This is a genomic window from Pedobacter suwonensis (assembly GCF_044762335.1).
Classification (GTDB): Bacteria; Bacteroidota; Bacteroidia; order Sphingobacteriales; family Sphingobacteriaceae; genus Pedobacter.
The window spans coordinates 191,150-213,143 of the sequence record NZ_JBIWEB010000005.1 but is presented as its reverse complement, the minus strand read 5'-3'; the positions used below and the strand labels follow the sequence as shown (position 1 = coordinate 213,143).

Below are 21,994 nucleotides of genomic sequence, written 5' to 3'. Positions count from 1 at the left end.
ACGTCAAGAGTTTTATACAGATCTCGCGCTTACAGAGACCGTCATTGCGAGAAGGTACGACGAAGCAATCTTTCATGCTGGATACGAATCTTCCCTTATGATTGCTTCATCGGCTGAAAAAGCCTTCTCGCAATGACGAATGCCTGCTCATTATTCCTTTCCTAAATCGGCAGCTCCTTTTTTAAATAACTCCGCCTGCTTATTCAATTTGGCTTTTTCTTCTCCGCTTGCGCCATTTGCCTGTTTAGTTTTGCCCTGGGCAGTAGCATTATAAGCACCAGCAAGTTGTTTGTTTAAATAAGGCTGCAATTTTAATCTTTCAATAGCATTACCAATATTCGTTATACCTTGCTCGGTAACTGCAGGGTTAGTATTGGCTCTTAAATACTGAAAATACTGACCAATTACACCAAATATCTTATCCCTATCACCTGTAAGCATAATATTATCATAAAATGCCTGATAGTCATCCTTTGGATCGCTGACATATAAGGTAGCGATTGACGGTGCGATATGCGTCTTCGTCTCTTCATCTAACGCTGCTATGGCCGACGTCGTTTCCTGCGGTGCCAGTTTAGCCAAACCATCAACGCCCGCAGCAATTACCCTGTAAGATCTGTCTTTTAAACTTTCTGACATTAAAGCTTTATAGGCCTGGTCTCCGGTTTCAGCTAATTTCACAATTGCAGCTGCTCTGGCATCTGTATTTTTATCTGTTTTGGCAATCTGAAGTAAAACAGGTAACGCTGCTGCTTTAATCTGGGCATCTTTTAAATTAATGCCGGCAATACTCAATGCGCGTAAATCTGCCGATTTATCTTTCAAACCTTCTAATAGCACCATTTGACCGCTGTTGGCTTTGCTCTGCATAATAAACTGTATAGCATCAATCCTATTGGCATAACTTGGCGCATTTTTGTATTGAAAATAATAATTTTCGGCCGTTTTATTGTCATTGGTTTCGCCAACTAAAATTTTATCCACATCAAAATCGATTAAATCTGGTTTTGCACTTACCTCAAAACTAAAATCCTGCTCACGGCTATTGATCAGAATTTCTTTCCTGATTTTTTTACCTCCTGCATAAATATCAAGTTTAACCGGCAACGTAAAGGTTTGTACGCTGGTATCCTGTGTTTGTTTAACTTTAATGGTTGCTTTTCCATTTTCATAACCATAATCGATACTTAAAATCGGGTGGCCACCATTGTAATACCATTGATTAAAATAAGGACTCCAGTCTTTTCCGGTAACATCTTCCATTGCCAGACGCAACTGGTGCGTTTCGCCATTTTTAAAGGCATTGGTAGTGAGGTAGCGGTTAAGCGATTTGTAGAAAGCTTCATCGCCCATTTGGTTTTTTAGGGCATATAGAATGACCGAGCCTTTGGCATAACTGATATTATCGAACATGTCTTCCTTATCATTGTAATAAAAGCGGGCCAAAACCGGGCTTTCACCTTTTTTAGTAGAACCAAGATAAGACTGTAATTTTTCGTAACGTGACTTATCTTCCGCATCCTTACCGGCATCACGCCCATGCCAGATGATCTCGCCAAAAGTGGCGAAAGATTCATTCATGGTTAAATTAGACCACGATTCAGCGGTGACATAATCTCCAAACCATTGGTGAAAAAGCTCATGTGCAATGGTACCTTCTTCGTTTCCATCCAACAGCTCACGGTCTGTTTTTTGTACCTGTTCGCCATGTAAAGTGGCTGTAGTATTTTCCATCGCCCCTGAAACATAGTCTCTGGCTACCACCTGCGCATATTTATTCCATGGATAATCCACACCCAGTAAATTGCTATAAAACTGGATCATATCGGGCGTCTTACCAAAAATCTGTTTCGCGTATGGCGCATACTTCGGCTCCAGGTAATAACTAACTTCTTTACCTTTATAATTGTCTTTGTTGATTTTAAAATCGCCTATCGCCATCATAAATAAGTATGGCGAGTGGGGTAAATCCATTTTCCAGGTATCGGTTCTTGTACCGTCGGCATTATTTTTTTGGCTTACCAATTTCCCGTTCGACAGGGTAGTGTATTTCGATTTTACCGTCATCGAAATTTCCTGGGTTGTTTTCTGATCGGGTTTGTCAATTGTTGGAAACCATGCCGATGAAGATTCTGTTTCGCCCTGCGTCCAGATCTGGGTAGGCTTGTTTTTATCGGTACCATCAGGGTTGATAAAATATAAACCTTTGGCATCGGTTATGGCCGCACTTCCCTTTACTTTCAATTCGTCAGGTTTCGCTGTATAGGCGATGTATATTGTATATTTTTCGTTATTGGTATACTTTTTATTTAAATTGATATACAACTTATTATCATTATAAGTGTACTTAAGGGGGGTATTTGCTTTGGCTCCAACCAGCGCAACGGTTTTAATGTCCATCCCCTGCGCATCTAGTGTGAGTGAATCGGTGGTGTAAAAATGTGGCTTTAAAGTTATCCAGGCCTTACCATACAGGTAGCGCTTGGCGTAATCAAATGAAACATCTAGTTTGGTATGCACCAGATCATTGATTTTGGTTGGGGTTACCCGATAAACGCCCAGGTTTGATTTTTCTACGGCTTTTTCCTGCGCCAAAAGCGGATTACTTGCAAAAACCGCTGCCAATAGTATGCCACAGGCAATAATTTTTTTATTCATTTTTATGATTTTAATAAGTCAGTATCTTGAAGGCAAGATATTAAGAATTGTGGTAATTACCATTTACTTTTATTGGTTGCTATCGGTTTTAAGGTATAACCTTTAGCCTGCAGTCCCTTTATCAAGCCATCGTTACCCACTAAGTGACCGGCGCCAACGGCAATAAACAACGATTCCTTTTCCATCAGGGCAGGGAGCTGATCCAGCCAGCGTTGATTCCGGTTTTTAAGCATCTCGGTCATAAACTCTTTAGTTTCTTCATCCTGTGCTTTAAAGAACTGGGTTAATTTATCGATATCCTGCGCCAGGTAATAACCCGTTAGTTCCTGCAATTTAATCTTATTCCTATCCGATTCCCTGACTGATTTAAGCAGGGCTTTTTTCTGTTTTTGCAGATCGTCATCAAATAACAATGCGCCCTGATATTCGGCCGTTTCTAAGCCGTGTATAGATTTAGCGTTGTCTTTTGCATATTTCTGAAAGCTTTCGTCTATGCCATTCGTCAGACTTCTCATTTCGGGGTTGTCAAGAAGCATAATCAGCACACCAACCATTGCTGGCTTAAATCGGTTTAATTGCTTTAAGTTTACAGCCGGATTTCTGGCTTTAATATAATCGTCTACTTCTTTGTATTCGGCAGGGGTAAATACACTGTCAAGTGTATTGTTTTTCATTACTAAAAATGGGGCCATCCGGCCCTGTAAGGTTCCATCCATTACAATTTCGCCCACCACACCATTAACCGATTTTAATTTCTCCTGTAAAACCTGCATCGTATCTGCAAACTCTTTGTTTGTAAAATGATGTGTTCCAAATAAGTAAGAAGGTTTCTTTAATCCATTTCCTGATACTTCCCAAAGCAGGGTGTTGGTAGCCTTTTTTGGCTGCGCATTAAGATTGAGTACGAAGCATAAAAGCGCAACCAATAATAGTTTAATGTTTTTCATTTAATACTGGTGATGAGTAAAATTAGGGTAAGATATTAAGAATTGTGATAAAGTTAAGGGTAAAATGTAGCCTGCTTCCCTTATTTTTTTGTTTTTTTGTGTAAACCGTTAGAAATATGGCTACAGATATTCAATCTATTTTAAACAGACTAGGCGTAAAAGCAGAAAATGCAGCCTACAGCACAGGAAGTAACTGGGGCGGGGCTGCAAACGCAAAAACATTGGAAAGCTATTCTCCTGTGGATGGCAAACTGATTGCTTCGGCTAAAGTTGCCAGCGCAGCCGATTATGATATTGTTGTAACCAAAGCACAGGAGGCATTTACGGCCTGGCGTTCGGTTCCAGCCCCTAAAAGAGGAGAAATGGTACGCCAGTTTGGCGATGCACTTCGTGAAAATAAAGATGGCCTGGGTACATTAGTTTCTTACGAAATGGGAAAGAGTTTACAGGAAGGCTTAGGCGAAGTGCAGGAAATGATCGATATCTGTGATTTCGCCGTAGGTTTATCCAGGCAGCTGTATGGTTTAACCATGCACAGCGAACGCCCCAACCACCGGATGTATGAACAATGGCATCCACTGGGAATTGTTGGCATTATCTCGGCCTTTAATTTCCCGGTAGCGGTTTGGAGCTGGAACGCAGCCCTGGCTTTGGTTTGCGGCAACGTATGCATCTGGAAACCATCAGAAAAAACACCTTTAACCGCTATAGCCTGCCAACATATTATAGCAAAAGTTTTTAACGATAATGATATAGCTGAAGGCGTATGCAGCCTGGTTTTAGGCGATCGGGAAATTGGCGAACTCATGACCAACGATGGAAGAATTCCTTTAATTTCTGCTACAGGATCAACACGCATGGGCAAGGCGGTAGGTGCTGCTGTGGGCGCAAGACTAGGGAAAAGCCTTTTGGAACTCGGCGGTAATAATGCTATTATTATTTCAGAACATGCCGATTTGGATATGAGTTTAATCGGTGCGGTATTTGGCGCGGTTGGTACTGCAGGCCAGCGGTGTACTTCAACCAGAAGGTTAATTATCCACGAAAGTGTATATGATGCTTTTACCGCAAAGCTGGTTAAAGCTTACGCACAGTTGCGCATCGGTAATCCCTTAGATCAAAATAACCATGTAGGACCATTGATTGATACTGACGCGGTTGCTGCCTACTTAGATTCGATAGCTAAATGCAAGGCCGAAGGCGGCCGTTTTGTGGTAGAAGGTGGCATTTTAGCCGGCGATGACTACAAAAGCGGATGTTACGTAAAACCATGCATTGCCGAGGTTCAAAATGATTATAAAATTGTTCAGCACGAAACCTTTGCACCCATTTTATACCTGATTAAATATAAAACATTAGACGAGGCCATTGCCTTCCAAAATGCTGTTCCGCAAGGATTATCATCAGCCATTATGACCTTAAATTTGAGAGAGGCAGAACAGTTTTTATCAGCAAATGGATCTGACTGTGGTATAGCCAACGTAAACATCGGCACATCAGGCGCCGAAATAGGCGGGGCTTTTGGTGGCGAAAAAGAAACAGGTGGCGGCCGTGAAAGTGGATCGGATGCCTGGAAAGCTTATATGCGCAGGCAAACCAACACCATCAATTATTCGAATACCTTACCATTGGCGCAGGGTATTAAATTTGATCTCTAATTAAATGCTGGCCGGAATTTATAATCCCGACCAGCTACATCCTAAATTAATTAATTTATAAAGAAATATATAGCTGTGGTAGAGATGGTAAGTTTATCCAGGTTTTTAAAAAAGATAGATCTTTAAGCACTGCCATGAAGCATATTTTTTTGTTAAAAAAAGTTAAACTATTATAAATAACTAATGCATTAGTTTATATTCGGGAAACAAAACCAAATCCTGTCTATGAAACGTCTACTGCTCTCGCTATGCTTTTTTATTTTTATCACCACTTATTCCAAAGCGCAGGGTCTTCACAGCATTAAAGGCCGAACAATTGACACCGCATCTACAACGCTTTTATCAGGAGCATCAATAGCCATTTTAAATGCAAAAGATTCTACTTTGGTAAAATTTACCCGGGCAGCAGAAAATGGCACATTCGAACTTACCGGAATTAAAAACGGAAAATTTATTTTACTGGTTTCCTATCCGAAGTATGCCGATTTTGTAGACCATTTCACACTCGACTCTACCACCCATGTAAAAGATTATGGCAAGATTAATCTTACCGGGATGGCCAAAATACTCGCGGATGTAATTATTAAGGGAGAAAAAGCCGCTATTAAAATTAAGGGCGATACGACAGAATTTAATGCTTCAAGTTACAATATTCAACCCAACGATAAGGTAGAAGATCTGTTAAAGAAGCTGCCCGGCATACAGATAGATAAAAATGGAAAGATAACCGCCCAGGGTAAAACTGTACCAAAAGTACTGGTGGATGGTGAAGAGTTTTTTGGTGATGACCCGACCCTGGTGACCAAAAATTTAAGGGCAGATATGGTAGATAAGGTACAACTTTACGAAAAATCAAGCGACCAGGCGGCATTTACCGGAGTTGATGACGGGCAGAAAACACAGACAATCAATATTAAACTAAAAGAAGATAAAAAAAGCGGTTATTTCGGAAAAGTTGATGCGGGTTATGGTACGCATGATTTTTATAAGGGCCAGGTATTGTTCAATCGCTTTAAAGCAAAACAGAAGTTTTCTGTTTATGGCACAGCTGGCAATAATGGTACAACGGGACTAAGCTGGCAGGACAACAATAAACTGGGTACAGGAAACGATAATATGCAAATGGGTGATGATGGAAGTATCTGGTTTAGCTATGGTGGCGGAGATGAAATGGAAAGTGGTAATTATTACGGAGAGGGTATACCAAGGGCAATAACCGGGGGTGCACATTATGATAATAAATGGAACAATGATAAGGAAACGATTAATACCAATTATAAACTGGGTGCTTTAGGTATTAAAACTACCAAAAATATCATCAGCCAAAATAATTTACCAGACGGGATTATCAATACCACCACAGATGAAAATTCTGACCGGAATGTATTCAGGCAAAAATTGGATGCCACTTACACCGTAAAGTTGGATACTACAAGTAATTTAAAGGTATCCGTTGATGGGATGCTTAAAAACAGCGACAATACTTCTAGTTCAAAAAGTGAGGGATTAAGAGGCGACAACTCTAAGTTAAATAGTAATGACCAGAAGAACAGCAATGATGGTAAAGAGAAAAATTTTAACATCTCTGCACTTTATACCAGGAAGCTTAAAAAACCTGGGCGTAATTATTCGGTTAACATCAGCCAAAAGATTAACCAGATCAACAGTGAAGGTTTTTTATATTCGGATGTAAAGTATTTTGATGAGGCAGGTGTAAAAAAAGGCGGTGAACTAACTGATCAATTTAAAACGAACAGTACCCGTAATGCTGTCCTTAGCACCAATTTAACCTATAACGAGCCACTGAGCAAGTCGTTAGCTTTAGTTTTGAATTATGGATTTGGTCTTAATGACAGCCGATCTGACCGCAAATCCTTTAATCAATCTACACCAGGAAATTATAATGTGTTGGATAAAGAATTTAGTAATGATTTTAAAGCCACACAATACATCAATCAGGGTGGAGCCGTTTTTAATTATAAAACCACAAAAACAACCATTAGTTTAGGGAGTAAGTTAAGTGCTGTCAATTTCGATCAGCTGGAGCAGCTTTCCGGCCAACGTTATAAACGAAATTTTGTTAACTGGTTGCCACAGGCCAGTTATCAGTATAAATTCTCTGCACAAAAATCTTTCCGCATCGGCTACAACGGAAACACCAACCAACCAACGGTAGACCAGTTGCAGCCTGTAAAAGTAAATGATAATCCACTGTATCAACCTTTAGGCAATCCTAACCTGGCCCCATCATTTAATAGCCGCGTTAATGCAAGTTATAATTCTTATAAAGTATTAAGCCAACAATCAATATACATAAGCGGCGGTTTCGGGTTTGTGAATAAAGCCATTGTTAGCAATACACAAACTGATAGCACTGGAAAAACAATTGCCCAGTCTGTTAATCTCTCCGGAAAAACACCCATCAATTACAATATCTACAGTAGCATCAACAGAAAGCTGAAATTTTTATTTGATTCGGATATAGGCTTAAGTTTAAATGCAGGTGGTAGTACCAGTTACAGTTATGTAAAAAGTCAGTTCAGCAATGAGGTAGAATTAAACCAGATAGTGAACACCAATTTTAGTCCTTCATTAAATATTAACCGATACAAAGATAAAAGTGAAATCTATTTGAGTTTCGGCCCCAGCTATAATGCACAGGTTGCTTCGTTACAAAAAGAACGGTCTAATAAAGGATGGGGCTTACAGGGTTGGGGAGGCATGAGCTTTACTTTACCGAAGAAAATCAAACTCCAGGCCGATGGCGAATATACCTATACCCCAAAATCGCAGGCATTTAACACCAGTTTTGAGCAGATTATCATTAATGCTTCGATTACAAAATCGTTCTTTAAAAAGGAAGATTTGAAATTCACCGTTCGTGGCAACGATTTATTTAACCAAAACCGAGGCTTCAGGCGATCTGCTTATTCAAATATGATTACCCAAACCAATTACAATAATATCAGCCGGTACTTTATGTTTTCTTTAGTTTGGGATTTTAATAAAATGGGTGGAGGAGCACCTCAGAAATAATTTGCATCGCTATCATAGAAACAATATAAAACAGATCTTTTAAAAAAATTTAAATGAAACTGAAACACGCTATACTCATGCTCATTTGCACCATAAATTATGCAATGGCACAAAATGCCAGGTTTGTACACCAGGGGATTATTGAATTTGAAAAGAAGATCAATATATATGCTTTGCTTAAAGATCAGGCAAAGCGCTACCCTGACAATTTTTGGAGTACCCAGGCTTTAGAACAATATCAAAAGAATAATCCGCAGTTTAAAACGTTAAAAAGCGAGCTTGTTTTTAAAAACGAACAAACACTCTTTACTCCACTTGCAGATGAAAGCACCACTAACAATTGGGCCAACAATTTTGCATCCGCTAAACAGAGTAACATTATATTAACAAATTTAAAGACGGGTACGAGCATCAATCAAAAATCAGTTTACGAAGAAACCTACCTCGTCAAAGATTCCATCCGTAAGATAAACTGGAAAATAACGGACGAATTCAGAACCATTGCTGGTTACGATTGCCGCAGGGCAAATGCTTTGATAATGGACTCGATCTATGTGGTCGCTTTTTATACAGAAAGCATTCCGGTATCAGGAGGACCAGAAACTTTTAATGGGTTACCAGGTATGATATTGGGTGTAGCATTGCCCCGCGAGCATATTACCTGGTTTGCTACTGCGGTAAAAGATGTGGAAATAGCTGATGCCAGACTTAAAGCACCAGCTAAAGGAAAACCTGTGAATAAAAAGCACCTGAGCGATATTTTAAAGGGGGCCTTAAAAGACTGGGGCAACTATGCAAACGATATTTTGAAAGCTGCAGATATGTAAGCCGTTAAAGATTTACAGGATCTTGCTTATGCTTTAAACTTTATCCTCAATTGAATTGAGCTGAATCCTGATGGTTATCCTTATTTTCGCATAATTAATAATCAGCCATGGCTAGCGCACTTTACAAGCACATTAATAAATTCATAAACCTGAATAAAGATGAGCAGGAAGTACTGGCGCCTTTTCTGCAACCTCTATCTGTTAAAAAGAAAGGTTTTTTACTAGAAGAAGGACAAACCTGCAGGGCAAATTATTTTGTAGTAAAAGGCTGTTTAAGGCTATATTTCATCGATATAAAAGGTGCTGAACAGACCACTCAGTTTGCTATAGAAAACTGGTGGATTACCGATCTAACCAGCTTTCTTTTTCAGGAGCATTCTGAATTTTATATACAGGCGGCGGAACCAACCGACGTAATTGCCATTGGAAACAACCAATATGAGGAAATGTTCCATCAATTGCCCAAGCTGGAACGGTATTTTAGATTAATACTCCAAAAAAACCATCAGGCTTCGCAACGCAGGATAAAATTCCTCTATAGCCAAACAGCGGAAGAAAGATACCGCAATTTCAATCGTTTATTTCCTGAATTTGTACAACGTGTGCCACAATATATGCTGGCTTCTTACCTGGGTTTTACCCCCGAATTTTTAAGTAAAATCAGGGCAAAGAAGTGATTTACTCTTTTTTAACCACGAAGCCCGCGGAGTATGACACAAAGCACACTGAGTTGGTTGCAATAAAAATTCACTTAGTGCCACTCGGTGAAAACCTCATTTTACTATGTGGTTAATTTATTAATGTGGTAGTGTTGGAGGATAAAAGTATAGCTCTTTGTTTAGCTCCGCGCAAAACCTGGCGGCCTTTGCGGTTAAATAATCATTTCTTAAACTACATTAAGTTTTTTCGATAACGGAATCAGGAACTTTACAACGTAATCAAAAAACAAATAAAATGGAAAGTAGAATTGACGTCGCAAAAGCAGAACCCGCAGCTTACCAGGCCATGTATGGTTTGGAGAAATATTTATCAACCAGCAAACTGGATCCAATTCTTCTGGAATTGATTAAAATGCGTGCATCGCAGATTAATGGCTGCGCATTTTGCTTAAATATGCACGCAACAGATGCCCGTAAAATAGGCGAGACTGAACAACGCTTGTATTTATTAAATGCCTGGCGGGAAACGACCTTGTTTACCCCGAAAGAAGAAGCCGTTTTAGCTTTAACAGAAGAAGTGACCTTAATCAGTCATCATGTTTCTGATGCGACTTATCAAAAAGCGTCCAGCTTTTTTAACGAACAGGAATTGGCGCAGATTATTATGGCTATAGTGACCATTAATGCCTGGAACAGGTTGGCCATTACGGCTAAAGTGATGGTTGGATAATCAGGTATTGATTTCAATTTACTACTAAGACACCTAATGCCCGTTATATTCAAAGTAACTTCAGGCTACTTGTCTTAGTAGTTAAAGTAGTTTGCATGACTTAAAGCACCCTTAACAACAATCCTTTCAAATATTCTCCTTCAGGAAAGGAAATCCGTACGGGATGATCTTCTGGTTGGCAGAATTGTTTAATAATCTGCACTTCTTTGCCCGCATCAAGCGCTGCCCAGGCAATAATCTGTTTAAAGGTTTCGATATCAACGGCACCAGAGCAGGAGAAAGTTGCCAAAAGACCACCTTTTTCCAGCAATAGCATACCTAAACGGTTTAAATCTTTATAAGCCCTCGCTGCACGATCTAACGCCGAACGCGACGGCGCATATTTAGGGGGATCAAGCACAACCACATCGAACAACTGGCCCGCTTCTTTAAAAGCCCGGAGTTGTTTATTCACATCCGACTGGATCGCCGTTACTGTTTTGACATCAAATTGGTTGAGGGCAATGTTTTGCTTTAGGGTTTCAATGGCCAGGCCCGAGCTATCAACACTGGTAACACCTGCAGCGCCATTTGCCAGGCTGTTCAGGCTGAAACCACCACTATAACTAAAACAGTCTAAAACTTTCTTCCCTTTTGTATAACTGGCTAAAATGTTTCTGTTATCACGTTGATCGCAGTAAAAGCCTGATTTTTGCCCTTCGGCTATATTAATGTGGTAAATAATTCCATTCTCTTTTACCTCCAAAAACGCTGGTGGATTTTCTCCCCAAAGTAATCCATTCTCAACAGGCAAGCCCTCATGGGTACGGGCGGTGGCATCACTTTTATCGAATATTCCTTTTGGATTTAATTCAGTTTTTAAAATTTCTACGATTTCTGCTTTTACTTTCTCTATTCCGGAACTTAAAATCTGCAACGAGAGGAAATCGGCATACTGATCAACGATTAAACCCGGCAGAAAATCAGCCTCACTAAAAACCAAACGGCAAGTATCGGTTTGTTCGTTTAAAATGGATTGACGTGATGCAATGGCCTGTTTTAAGCGGTTTTGATACCAGCTGCGATCAATCGTTTGCGCTTCATCCCATTCTAACAAACGAACGGCAACACGCGAATTGCTGTTGAAGTATCCATAGGCGAGAAATTCATGATCGAAAGCAAAAACTTTTACCACATCACCGTCTTCGGGTTTTCCCTTAACTTTTTCTAATGCTCCTGAAAATACCCATGGATGCCTTTGTAGTGCTGCTTTTTCTTTACCCTTTTTTAATATGATTTCTACCATACTGCAAAGGTAATAATTAGTTTGGAGTTGAGGGTTGGGAGTTTGGAGCAAAGCATTTGGAGGCTTAGGGATAGCGTTTTATAAGCGCTATACGCCCCGCGCCACCCGCTTAACACCAGTTGCTCACCGCTTCGTCATATGTACCAGCTCCGTATCCAAAACCTTAGTTTCGAACTCGGTAACAGGCCTTTTCGCTTCAATCATTGAAATTAATAATTCGGTTGCTACCCGTCCCATTTCAAATGCGGGCTGCTTTACAGAAGTGAGAGATGGCGAAAACAAATCGACTAGATTAGAATTGGTAAAACCTGCAATGGCAAGTTTATGCGCCACATCAGGATTGGTTTTCTTTAGCGCCATTATACAGCCTGTGGTTAAGCGGTCGCTCGAAATGAAAATCCCATCGGGCTTAAGTGGCAACAATTCTTTCACTGCTTGTTCCAGTTCTGCGCTATGCATGCCGCCATGCTGGCAATATTTCACCAATTCTGGCCTGAATTCGATATGATATTTGGCTAAAGCTGCTTTATAGCCCGCTAATCTTTCCTTCGTTATAGAGAGGTTTTCGGAATTGGTTAAATGCGCAATGGTCCTTTTTCCTGATAAAATAAGGTGTTCTGTAGCATCAAAAGAACCTTTAAAGTTATTGGCAATTACCTTATGGGTTTCAAAATCCCCCGGCACACGATCAAAGAACACAATGGGTAAGCCTTTGGCATATAATTCTCTTAAATAATCAATATCCTGCGTTTCAGACGAAAGTGCAATCAGCAAGCCATCAATAGAGCGTGATGCCAGGTGCTCTACGTTTAGCTTTTCCTGCTTGTATGATTCGTGGCTTTGTGAAATAATCACATGATAATCCTTATCATAGGCTATCGATTCGATACCGTTAATCACCTGAGAAAAAAAGTTGTTGGCAATTTCGCTCACAATAATGCCGATAGAATAACTTCTGCGTTCTTTTAAACTTCGTGCAATGGGATTGGCACGGTAATTAACCTTTTCGGCATAGGCCAAAACCAGCTTTTTAGTCTCTTCACTTATTTCGTAACGGTCTCTTAAAGCACGGGACACTGTTGAAGTTGACAGTCCAAGTGCTTTAGCAATATCCTTAATGGTAGATGTTTCAAATCTCATGTTCGTATTGCGTACAAGTTACAAAAAATATTTTTTCAAGGCGATTTGTACCGCAATATTATAAACGTTAACTCAACGTTTTTGGGAACGTTTGCACACTTTTTTAGTTAAATCTGGTTTCAATTGCTTTTTAGTTTGTAAAATTGTTAATCTAATGTAACCAAATATAAACCAACTATAACATCTCAAAATAGAATTATATTCTACATGCAAGCGATTGCAACAGCTTAAATAACCAAATCACTTTCAAATAAATAAATTATGAGCAGAGTTCTACTCTTTTTAGCATTTTTCTCTTTTTTTGGATTATATGTAACTCATGCCCAAACCAGGCAGGTTACCGGTACCGTAAAAGATAAAAAAGACGGCCAGCCGCTGGTTGGCGTAAGTGTTACCGTTGCTGGCACAAAAAATGGAGCCAGTACCGATACGAATGGTACTTTCAAGATCAGCATGCCTACAAATGCTGCAGTTTTAACTTTTACCTACATTGGTTATAAAACCAAAAATGTTTCGGTCACAAATGAAACCAAACTATCAGTAACTTTAGATGAAGATGCCAACAATCTTCAAGAGGTAACTGTTAATGTTGGTTACGGCATTGTGCGTAAAAAAGACTTAACAGGCGCCGTTGGTTCTTTAGGTGCTGATGTAATTGCCGCCGCTCCGGTATCTTCTGCGCTCGAGGCCATACAGGGCCGGGTAGCTGGTATTAATATTTCTTCATCAGAAGGATCGCCGGATGCACAGATCAACGTAAGGGTAAGAGGAGGTGGATCTATTACGGGAGATAACTCCCCGCTTTATATCGTTGATGGCTTTCCGGTAACTTCAATAGCCGACATTGCCCCACAGGACATCGAATCAATTGATGTGTTAAAAGATGCATCATCAACAGCCATTTATGGCTCAAGAGGGGCTAACGGTGTAATACTGGTTACCACCAAAAACAGTAAAGACGGAAAAACCAATATTACCTATAATGTTTTCGGGGGAATAAGAAAATTAGCCAAAAAACTGGACGTACTGTCCGCTTCAGATTATGTACACTGGCAATACGAACGCGCATTATTGGATGGTACCCTAACAGATTACACTCAATATTTCGGGAATTACCAGGATATAGATTTATATGATAATATTGCTGAAAACGATTGGCAAGACCTGGTATTCGGACGTACAGGAACCACTTTTAACCAGAATTTAAGCATCACAGGTGGAAGCGACAAAACCAAATACAGCCTAAGCCATAGCTTTGTTACCGATAAGGCCATTATGCAAATGTCTGATTTTAAAAGACAGAACATTAATTTTAAATTAAACCACAGATTGTATGATGCCTTAACGTTAGATTTTGGTTTTCGCTATGCCGACACCAAGACCAGTGGTGGTGGAGCAAATGAGCAAAATGAAAAATCTTCAGCCGACTCCCGTTTAAAATATGCCATTCTATACCCAGCCTTTCCGGTACCGGGCTTAACGGCATCGACAGATACCAATGACGAATTTAATTTATACAATCCACTGGTAGCCATTTCTGATAATGATCAATATATTCACCGTAAAACCTATAATATCAACGGAGCAGCAACTTATGAAATTATCGATAATTTAAAACTTCGGTCTGAAGTAGGTTACGACGGATTTAGGAATGATCAGGACCGCTTTTACGGCATTACAACTTACTATGTAAAAAACCTTGCCGATTATCCTAATCTGCCGACGCTGAACTCCATGAACACCACCAGAAATAGTTTTAGAAATACGAATACGCTTAATTATAACTTTAGTAAGATTCTTGGCAAAAGCCATAACCTTAATATTTTATTAGGTCAGGAATTTATTAAAACGGAGCAGAATACCTTAACTACTGAAGTGCATGGCTTTCCTAAAACATTTGGATTCGAGCAAACCAGGGTATTAACCACTCAAGGTAAAGCTTCGATAATCGATAACAATTTTTTGCCTGATGATAAATTGTTTTCGTTTTTCGGCAGGGCCAATTACGATTATAAAGGCAAGTACCTGTTAAGTGCAACATTCAGGGCGGATGGTTCTTCTAAATTTTCTGCCGAAAACCACTGGGGCTACTTTCCATCGATTTCTGCCGGCTGGAGAATCTCTCAGGAAGACTTTATGAATGGTACAAAATCGTGGTTAACAGATTTAAAATTACGGGGAAGTTATGGTGCTGCAGGTAACAACAATATCCCTCCAGGGCAAATTACCCAATCGTTCCAAAACTCCACTACAACCTGGATAAATGGTTTCAACAATTATTGGGCGGCATCTAAAATTATGGCAAACCCTGATCTAAAGTGGGAGACAACCATCACCAGAAACATCGGACTTGATTTTGCCTTATTTAATTCTAAAGTTACGGGAACAATTGATGCCTACTTAAATAAAACAAAAGACCTCCTCATCTTATTCCCGGTTGGAGGTACCGGCTATGATGCACAATACCGTAACCTGGGCCAAACACAGAATAAAGGTTTAGAATTCTCTGTAAACTGGAACGCCATAAAAGAAAAAAATTTCGACCTAACGGTTAATGCGAACATCAGTTTTAACCGGAACAAGGTGATTTCTCTAGGCTCGGTTAAAAACATTAATGGTACCTCGGGATGGGCATCAACAGAAATTGGTGTAGATTATCTTGTAGAGGAAGGCGCATCAATTGGCCGGATTTACGGATATAAAAGTGCCGGAAGATATGAAGTCTCTGACTTTACAGGTTATAATGCCACCAGCGGCAAATGGATATTAAAACCAGGCGTAGTTGATGCTACTGCATTTGTAGGCACCGTACGCCCAGGTACAATGAAAATTGAAGATATCTCCGGAGATGGAAAAATTGATTTATCTGACCGATCCATCATCGGTAACACCAATCCGTTAAATACTGGCGGTTTCTCGCTTAATTCGAGAATTTACAATTTTGATCTTGGTGCATATTTTAACTGGAGTTATGGAAACGATGTGTATAATGCCAATAAGATCGAATATACCTCTACCAGTAAATACGCTTCCAGAAACCTGATTTCGATTATGGAAAGCGGACAGCGCTGGACAAACTTAAGGGCAGACGGAACAATAAGTAACGATCCTGCTGAATTATCTGCCATGAATGCAAACACCACCCTATGGTCGCCATATACCAGAACTTTTGTTTTAAGCGATTGGGCTGTGGAAGATGGTTCATTTTTAAGGTTATCGACACTTACCCTTGGGTATACTTTACCTGAAAAAATATCGCGCAAGTTAAAGATGAAAAAATTAAGGTTTTATGCTTCTGCTTATAACGTTTGGTTATGGACTAATTATACCGGTTTCGACCCAGAAGTTTCGACGAGACGAAATACACCACTTACACCCGGAGTTGATTATTCTGCTTACCCAAGAAGCAAGTCTTACTTATTCGGACTAAACGTTAATTTTTAGAAGACCATTCAATTTCAAGAAAATGAAAAAAGTTATATATACGTTATTTGTAATTGCAGGAATAACATTTGTTAGTAGCTGTAAAAAAACGTTAGATGCACCAACAAAATCTTCATTAGATGAGTCTGTTATTTTCTCTACCCCAAGTTTAGCTGAAGGCTCTATAGCTGGCGTACTTCAATCATTCGGGGAAACCAATTCGTACAGGGGCCGTTTTTTAGTATTCTACGGACTTAACAATGATACAGAAGTATACAATACATTAAAATCGGTTGACGATGACAAAGCTAAACTCTCTAATTACAACTGTAATGTGAACAATAGCCAAATGAATACTACCGATAATGCATGGGCTAAATTTTACGAAGGTATTGAAAGAGCTAACCTGGCCATAAGGGGCATTAGAACCTATGGCAATATAGAAAGTAACCCCGCAATGGCGCAGATCCTCGGTGAGATTTTAACCTTGAGGGCTGTGATATACAACGACCTTATAAAAGGCTGGGGCGATGTGCCGGCACGTTTTGAACCCATTACTACTGCAACAGCTTATCTGCCCAGAAGCGACCGTGATGTCATCTATAAACAGTTATTAGCTGATTTAAATGAAGCTGCCGGTTACCTGCCATGGCCAGGCGAGAACACCACAACAGCGAGAGTTGAGCGGGTAAACAAGGCTTTTGCAAAAGGTTTAAGGGCGCGTTTGGCATTAGCCGCAGGAGGTTATGCGCAGCGCCTTGATGGAATGGTTAAATTAAGTTCTGATCCTGAATTATCGCACGATAAAATGTATGCCATTGCCAAAAAAGAGTGCCTTGATATTATCAACAGTGGCAAATTAAGGCTTCTTGGATTTGAAGAAGTTTTTAGAAAACTGAATGAGGAAACCGGTGCGGCAGGTTTGGAGTCGATGTGGGAAATTCCATTTAGCGATGGCCGGGGACGCGTAATTTTTGATTTGGGTGTAAGACACATTAAAACAGACCAGTACACAGGCCAGAATAAAGGCGGAACTGACGGACCGAATCCTATTATGCTGTACGAATATGATAATGATGATGTACGCAGAGATGTAACTGTTGTGCCTTATGAGTGGGACGGTGGCGATGGAACAAAAGGTGCGATACAGGTGCCTTCGTCGCTTGGCCGTTTGTATTTTGGCAAATACCGTTACGAGTGGATGAAAAGAAGGGTAACGGCAACCAATGATGATGGGTTAAACTGGATGTACATGCGTTATGCCGATGTGGTGCTCATGGCTGCTGAAGCCATTAACGATCTTGATGGGCCGGCAGCTGCTGCGCCATATCTAAAAATGATCAGAGACAGGGCCTTCCCTACAGCGCCTAATAAAGTTACCGCTTTTATGGCCACGGCAACTGCATCTAAATCGGCCTTTTTTGAGGCAATCGTGAATGAAAGAGCCCTGGAATTTACAGGTGAAATGTTGAGAAAAAGTGACCTGATCCGCTGGAATTTGCTGGGCACAAAACTGGCTGAAGCCAAAACTAAATTACAGCAGTTAGAAAACAGGCAGGGTAAATATGCTGCCCTACCCGCCAAAATCTATTACCGGACAGCTGCTAATGGCGAAACGGTAGAAATTTATGGGTTGAAATTTGGAGATACCGACGCGCAGGGAGTTGCTTTAGGATACACTTCAAATAAAGCCTGGACGATGGTTACAACCGGAGAAACAGTTTCATACTGGAACGCCCTCTATACAAAAGACCCTAATCTTCAGCAATATTGGCCAATATGGCAGGTATTTTTAGATTCATCTAACGGAATGTTAAATAATAAGCCTTTAAACTTATAAACCAGAGGTTATGAAAAAGATTAATAGATATATATACCACTTCTTACTCATGGCGACAGTTTGTTTATCGGCATGTAAAAAAAATAACTTAGAAGAAATTACCAAACTTGAGGTTAACCGGGTTTTTTCTACCCCTGGTTTAACAGCGACCATTGTAAATAAAACTGGTGTTAAATTAACGTGGAACGCTGTACCGAATGCAACATCTTATACCATTGAGGTATACGATAATGCTGATTTTACGGGTACTCCGGTGAAATCTATAACCAGCATTACCGCTGCACAATTACCCTACACCATTACCGGATTAATAGGCGATACGCAATATGCAATCAGGGTGAAAGGTGTTGCACAGGGCATTGCAGATTCCAAATGGGTAAGCACATCTGCAAAAACAGATACTGAACAGATTTTCCAAACGGTAAACCAAACCAAACTAACCGCAAGTTCAGTTGTGCTCAACTGGACCCCTGGCGAAACAGCAACAACAATTACCATATTACCCGGAAATATCACACATACAGTTACCGCAGCAGAGATTGCTGCTGGGGAAGCAACCATAACAGGCTTAACCGGAGAAACAGATTACTCCGCAAAATTAATGGCTGGTACAAAAGTTAGGGGAACGGCAACTTTTACCACACTTTATAATTTTACAGGTGCAACCCTGGTAAGCCCGTCAGATAACCTGGCCACCCTGATTGCAAATGCCACTGCCGGGACTGTTTTTGGGCTTGCACCAGGAACTTATACCGTAAACGCAGATGTTATTGCATCAAAATCAATTACCATCAGGGGAACAAAACCAACTGACAGACCGATTATTAACGGCATGGTTCTGAGATTAAAGTCCAATGCAGGTTTAACGGTGAAAGATGTAATATTGGATGGCACCGGATCGTTAAATGGGAATCAAACTTTTATCTACGATGAAGCATCTGATAACGCTTACGGGAATTTCGTGCTGGAGAATTCAGTTGTAAGAAACTATACCAAAGGGCTTTTCTATGTAAATTTAAAGGTACTTATCGAGTCGGTAACTTTTAAGGGAAATATCATTAACAATATCGAATGTAATGGCGGCGATTTTATCGATTTTAGATCGGGTTTGACCAAAACATTAAATTTCACCAACAATACAGTTTATGCTGCTGTTCTGGCCAGAGATTTTATCAGGATGGACCCTGCAGGCTCGACCAATTTCCCTGGCATAATATCCGTTATAAATGTTGTTACCAATACCTTAAATGGAATTAGCAATGGCGCTTCAAACAGGTTGTTTTACGTTCGACTGGCGAAACATGAGATCTACTTTTCGAAAAATATAGTAGCCAGCTCTGGTGGCATTTTAACCAACCAGCTTTCTACAAATATTGTAGCGGGCAATTTTACAGCGAACAACTATTTTGCTGCCCCAACTTTTATTTCGGGTAGTGCAACTGCCGGTGCTAAATATGATGCCGGAACATATACGACGCTTAATCCTGGTTTTACATCGCCTTCTACAGGTAATTTTACCATCAGTCAGCAAGATTTAAAAACAAACGGAATTGGCGACCCGAGATGGCGAAATTAATAACCTTCTTTAGAAGAGGAAGTATCATTTTGTAATTTCACCCCTAATTTGTCACGTTGAGCCTGTCGAAACGCCTTAAAAACATTTCAAGAGTTCCTTCGACAAGCTCAGGATGACAATTTATTTATGATACAGCCTCTTTTTTTGAAATTTAGCGTTAAGAATTTTCCAATCAAATGACGAAATCAACATTAATCTACATCGCTACTGTTGTTTTTCTATACATCAGCGTTTGTTCAAGCGTTTATGCTCAGGATCCCAAATATCCATCAACCATAACCGTTGCTCAGGATGGAAGTGCAAATTATAAAACCATACAGGAAGCCGTAAATTCGATAAGGGATTTAGGGGAGAAAGAAGTTAAGATTTATGTGAAAAAGGGAATTTATAAAGAAAAGTTGATTATCCCATCATGGAAAACCAAAATTGCTTTAGTTGGCGAAAGTGCCGAAAACACCATCATTACCAACAATGATTATTCGGGGAAGCCAAATCGGACTGGCAAAGACCAATTTGGCAATCTTAACTTTAGCACATATACTTCTTTTACCGTATTGGTCCAGGGGAATGATATCCACCTTGAAAATTTAACCATTACCAATTCATCCGGAAGCGTTGGACAGGCTGTTGCTTTGCATGTAGAAGGCGATCGTTTTGTAGCAATAAACTGCAGGTTTCTGGGCAATCAGGATACGCTTTATGCAGCAATTGAAAATAGCCGCCAGTATTACCAAAACTGTTATGTAGAAGGCACTACTGATTTCATATTTGGCAAGGCAACCGTTGTTTTTAATGACTGTACAATCAAAAGTTTAAGTAACTCCTATATAACCGCCGCTTCAACTTCTGCACAGCAAAAATTCGGATTTGTTTTTTTAAATTGTAAGCTCATTGCAGATTCAATGGTAACAAAAGCCTATCTCGGCAGACCATGGCGGCCTTATGCAAAAACAGTATTCATTAAATGTGATTTGGGTAAACATATTTTGCCCGAAGGCTGGAACCCGTGGAAAGGCGATAAGATGTTTCCAGACAAAGAATTAACGGTTTTTTATGCGGAATATAAAAGTGAAGGTGCCGGAGCATCACCTAATACGAGATTGTCTTGGACAAGACAGCTCACCGATCAAGAGGCAGGAAAATATACATTAAAAAATATACTGGGCGGAGCAGATCAATGGAATCCAATCAAAAATTAATAAAATGAGAACAAATTGCCTTAAGTTTTTTGCAGTTGGAGCCTTATTCATTTTATGCTCCTTTGCTTTCATGCAAAAGAAAACAAAGCTATACATCATTGGTGATTCTACCGCAGCCAATAAAGAAGAAAAGGCCTATCCTGAAACAGGCTGGGGAATGGCACTACAATCTTATTTTAAAAACGATGTTACGGTTGATAACCGGGCATTAAACGGCAGGAGTACCAAATCGTTCAGGGCCGAAAAACATTGGGATCCGGTATTGGCACAGTTAAATCCAGGTGATTATGTGTTCATCGAGTTTGGACATAACGATGAGAAAGTGGATAAGCCGGCGGTTGGTGTTTCGCTGACCGATTTTAAAATAAATCTGATTAACTATATTAAAGAAACGAGAAACAAAAGTGCCTTTCCGGTTTTACTCACGCCAATCTCCCGCAGAAGCTTCAAAAACGGTGTGCTAGTGGATTCACATGGCGATTATCCGCGCATAACCCGTCAGGTGGCCGATTCACTTCAGGTGCCCCTAATTGATATGCTGGCAAAAACCGAAAGTTTATTAACCCGCCTGGGAGATAAACCCTCTATCAAATTATTCAACTATGTTGATTCGGGAAATGTAAATTATCCAAAGGGCAAAAAAGACGATACGCATTTAAGTCCTGAAGGGGCCAAGCAGGTAGCTGGTTTGGTTGTGAAAGGGATTAAGGAGTTAAGGTTGAGTATAGCGAAGAGTTTGAAATAAAATATACTTTGTCATCCTGAACGCTAGTGAAGGATCTTTTTTACCACTGAGTGCACCGAGAAATTCACTGAGTACACAGCGTTAGGCGTATAATTTCATTATTTGTCATCCTGAACGCCAGTGAAGGATCTTTTTTTAACGATCGAGTATGCCGAGAATAATATCTTCTTAAAAATAAGTTGATCTGGATTCTGCCTTTCATCGTTTGGGGATTCTTCAGAATGACAGTTGAGACTACAAAATTGAAAAATCGTCATTGCGAGGAGGCTTT

14 protein-coding genes are annotated in these 21,994 nt (G+C 40.0%); 10 read left to right on the top strand and 4 right to left on the bottom strand.

Going from position 1 to position 21,994, the window contains the following annotated elements; all coding sequences use genetic code 11:
• Positions 1-150 precede the first annotated feature (150 nt).
• Together ACIQXP_RS10545 and ACIQXP_RS10540 are read right to left on the bottom strand one after the other, a co-directional pair.
• Positions 151-2,658 (bottom strand): M1 family aminopeptidase, encoded by a 2,508-nt coding sequence (locus ACIQXP_RS10545; protein ID WP_387505408.1) that lies wholly within the window; start codon positions 2,656-2,658, stop codon positions 151-153.
• A gap of 56 nt (positions 2,659-2,714) precedes the next feature.
• The gene (locus tag ACIQXP_RS10540; protein WP_387505409.1) at positions 2,715-3,605 is read right to left on the bottom strand and encodes a TraB/GumN family protein; all 891 of its coding nucleotides are present in this window, start codon (positions 3,603-3,605) and stop codon (positions 2,715-2,717) included.
• Between the two features lie 116 nt (positions 3,606-3,721).
• Here ACIQXP_RS10540 and amaB point away from each other — a divergent pair, with 116 nt between their 5' ends.
• The 5 genes from amaB (at position 3,722) to ACIQXP_RS10515 (ending at position 10,515) form a co-directional block, all read left to right on the top strand.
• Complete coding sequence (amaB, locus tag ACIQXP_RS10535) at positions 3,722-5,263, top strand: L-piperidine-6-carboxylate dehydrogenase (protein WP_293743855.1); 1,542 nt, start codon at positions 3,722-3,724, stop codon at positions 5,261-5,263.
• Between the two features lie 225 nt (positions 5,264-5,488).
• The gene (locus ACIQXP_RS10530; protein ID WP_387505410.1) at positions 5,489-8,299 is read left to right on the top strand and encodes an outer membrane beta-barrel protein; all 2,811 of its coding nucleotides are present in this window, start codon (positions 5,489-5,491) and stop codon (positions 8,297-8,299) included.
• A 53-nt stretch (positions 8,300-8,352) separates the two neighbouring features.
• Positions 8,353-9,126 (top strand): GLPGLI family protein, encoded by a 774-nt coding sequence (locus ACIQXP_RS10525; protein ID WP_387505411.1) that lies wholly within the window; start codon positions 8,353-8,355, stop codon positions 9,124-9,126.
• Between the two features lie 107 nt (positions 9,127-9,233).
• Entirely contained in the window at positions 9,234-9,803 is a 570-nt protein-coding gene (locus ACIQXP_RS10520) for a Crp/Fnr family transcriptional regulator (protein WP_387505412.1), read from the top strand.
• Positions 9,804-10,080: 277 nt separating this feature from the next.
• Positions 10,081-10,515, top strand: coding sequence for a carboxymuconolactone decarboxylase family protein (locus ACIQXP_RS10515; protein ID WP_293743847.1), 435 nt, complete (start codon positions 10,081-10,083; stop codon positions 10,513-10,515).
• 100 nt (positions 10,516-10,615) lie between these two features.
• Here the strand turns inward: ACIQXP_RS10515 and ACIQXP_RS10510 are convergent, their stop codons facing one another.
• A complete protein-coding gene (locus ACIQXP_RS10510; RefSeq protein WP_293743845.1) occupies positions 10,616-11,800 on the bottom strand; it encodes a class I SAM-dependent rRNA methyltransferase in 1,185 nt (394 codons plus the stop codon).
• A 123-nt stretch (positions 11,801-11,923) separates the two neighbouring features.
• Positions 11,924-12,940, bottom strand: coding sequence for a LacI family DNA-binding transcriptional regulator (locus ACIQXP_RS10505; RefSeq protein WP_387505413.1), 1,017 nt, complete (start codon positions 12,938-12,940; stop codon positions 11,924-11,926).
• A gap of 261 nt (positions 12,941-13,201) precedes the next feature.
• Between ACIQXP_RS10505 and ACIQXP_RS10500 the strand changes: the two genes are divergently transcribed.
• The 5 genes from ACIQXP_RS10500 (at position 13,202) to ACIQXP_RS10480 (ending at position 21,723) form a co-directional block, all read left to right on the top strand.
• On the top strand, positions 13,202-16,384 hold the full coding sequence (locus ACIQXP_RS10500) for a SusC/RagA family TonB-linked outer membrane protein (protein WP_387505414.1): 3,183 nt from the start codon (positions 13,202-13,204) through the stop codon (positions 16,382-16,384).
• A gap of 22 nt (positions 16,385-16,406) precedes the next feature.
• Positions 16,407-18,203, top strand: a complete 1,797-nt coding sequence (locus ACIQXP_RS10495) for a RagB/SusD family nutrient uptake outer membrane protein (protein ID WP_293743841.1) — start codon at positions 16,407-16,409, stop codon at positions 18,201-18,203.
• 10 nt (positions 18,204-18,213) lie between these two features.
• The gene (locus ACIQXP_RS10490) at positions 18,214-19,779 is read left to right on the top strand and encodes a DUF4957 domain-containing protein (RefSeq protein ID WP_387505415.1); all 1,566 of its coding nucleotides are present in this window, start codon (positions 18,214-18,216) and stop codon (positions 19,777-19,779) included.
• A 176-nt stretch (positions 19,780-19,955) separates the two neighbouring features.
• Positions 19,956-20,978: a pectinesterase family protein gene (locus tag ACIQXP_RS10485; protein ID WP_387505416.1), complete on the top strand. Its 1,023-nt coding sequence runs from the start codon at positions 19,956-19,958 to the stop codon at positions 20,976-20,978.
• A gap of 4 nt (positions 20,979-20,982) precedes the next feature.
• Positions 20,983-21,723 (top strand): rhamnogalacturonan acetylesterase, encoded by a 741-nt coding sequence (locus ACIQXP_RS10480; RefSeq protein WP_391527765.1) that lies wholly within the window; start codon positions 20,983-20,985, stop codon positions 21,721-21,723.
• Positions 21,724-21,994 lie beyond the last annotated feature (271 nt).

Bases quoted from the DNA above. Each gene is read 5' to 3' on its own strand.
- ACIQXP_RS10545 (WP_387505408.1), bottom strand. From the start codon at position 2,658: ATGAATAAAAAAATTATTGCCTGTGGCATACTATTGGCAGCGGTTTTT.
- ACIQXP_RS10540 (WP_387505409.1), bottom strand. From the start codon at position 3,605: ATGAAAAACATTAAACTATTATTGGTTGCGCTTTTATGCTTCGTACTC.
- amaB (WP_293743855.1), top strand. From the start codon at position 3,722: ATGGCTACAGATATTCAATCTATTTTAAACAGACTAGGCGTAAAAGCA.
- ACIQXP_RS10530 (WP_387505410.1), top strand. From the start codon at position 5,489: ATGAAACGTCTACTGCTCTCGCTATGCTTTTTTATTTTTATCACCACT.
- ACIQXP_RS10525 (WP_387505411.1), top strand. From the start codon at position 8,353: ATGAAACTGAAACACGCTATACTCATGCTCATTTGCACCATAAATTAT.
- ACIQXP_RS10520 (WP_387505412.1), top strand. From the start codon at position 9,234: ATGGCTAGCGCACTTTACAAGCACATTAATAAATTCATAAACCTGAAT.
- ACIQXP_RS10515 (WP_293743847.1), top strand. From the start codon at position 10,081: ATGGAAAGTAGAATTGACGTCGCAAAAGCAGAACCCGCAGCTTACCAG.
- ACIQXP_RS10510 (WP_293743845.1), bottom strand. From the start codon at position 11,800: ATGGTAGAAATCATATTAAAAAAGGGTAAAGAAAAAGCAGCACTACAA.
- ACIQXP_RS10505 (WP_387505413.1), bottom strand. From the start codon at position 12,940: ATGAGATTTGAAACATCTACCATTAAGGATATTGCTAAAGCACTTGGA.
- ACIQXP_RS10500 (WP_387505414.1), top strand. From the start codon at position 13,202: ATGAGCAGAGTTCTACTCTTTTTAGCATTTTTCTCTTTTTTTGGATTA.
- ACIQXP_RS10495 (WP_293743841.1), top strand. From the start codon at position 16,407: ATGAAAAAAGTTATATATACGTTATTTGTAATTGCAGGAATAACATTT.
- ACIQXP_RS10490 (WP_387505415.1), top strand. From the start codon at position 18,214: ATGAAAAAGATTAATAGATATATATACCACTTCTTACTCATGGCGACA.
- ACIQXP_RS10485 (WP_387505416.1), top strand. From the start codon at position 19,956: ATGACGAAATCAACATTAATCTACATCGCTACTGTTGTTTTTCTATAC.
- ACIQXP_RS10480 (WP_391527765.1), top strand. From the start codon at position 20,983: ATGAGAACAAATTGCCTTAAGTTTTTTGCAGTTGGAGCCTTATTCATT.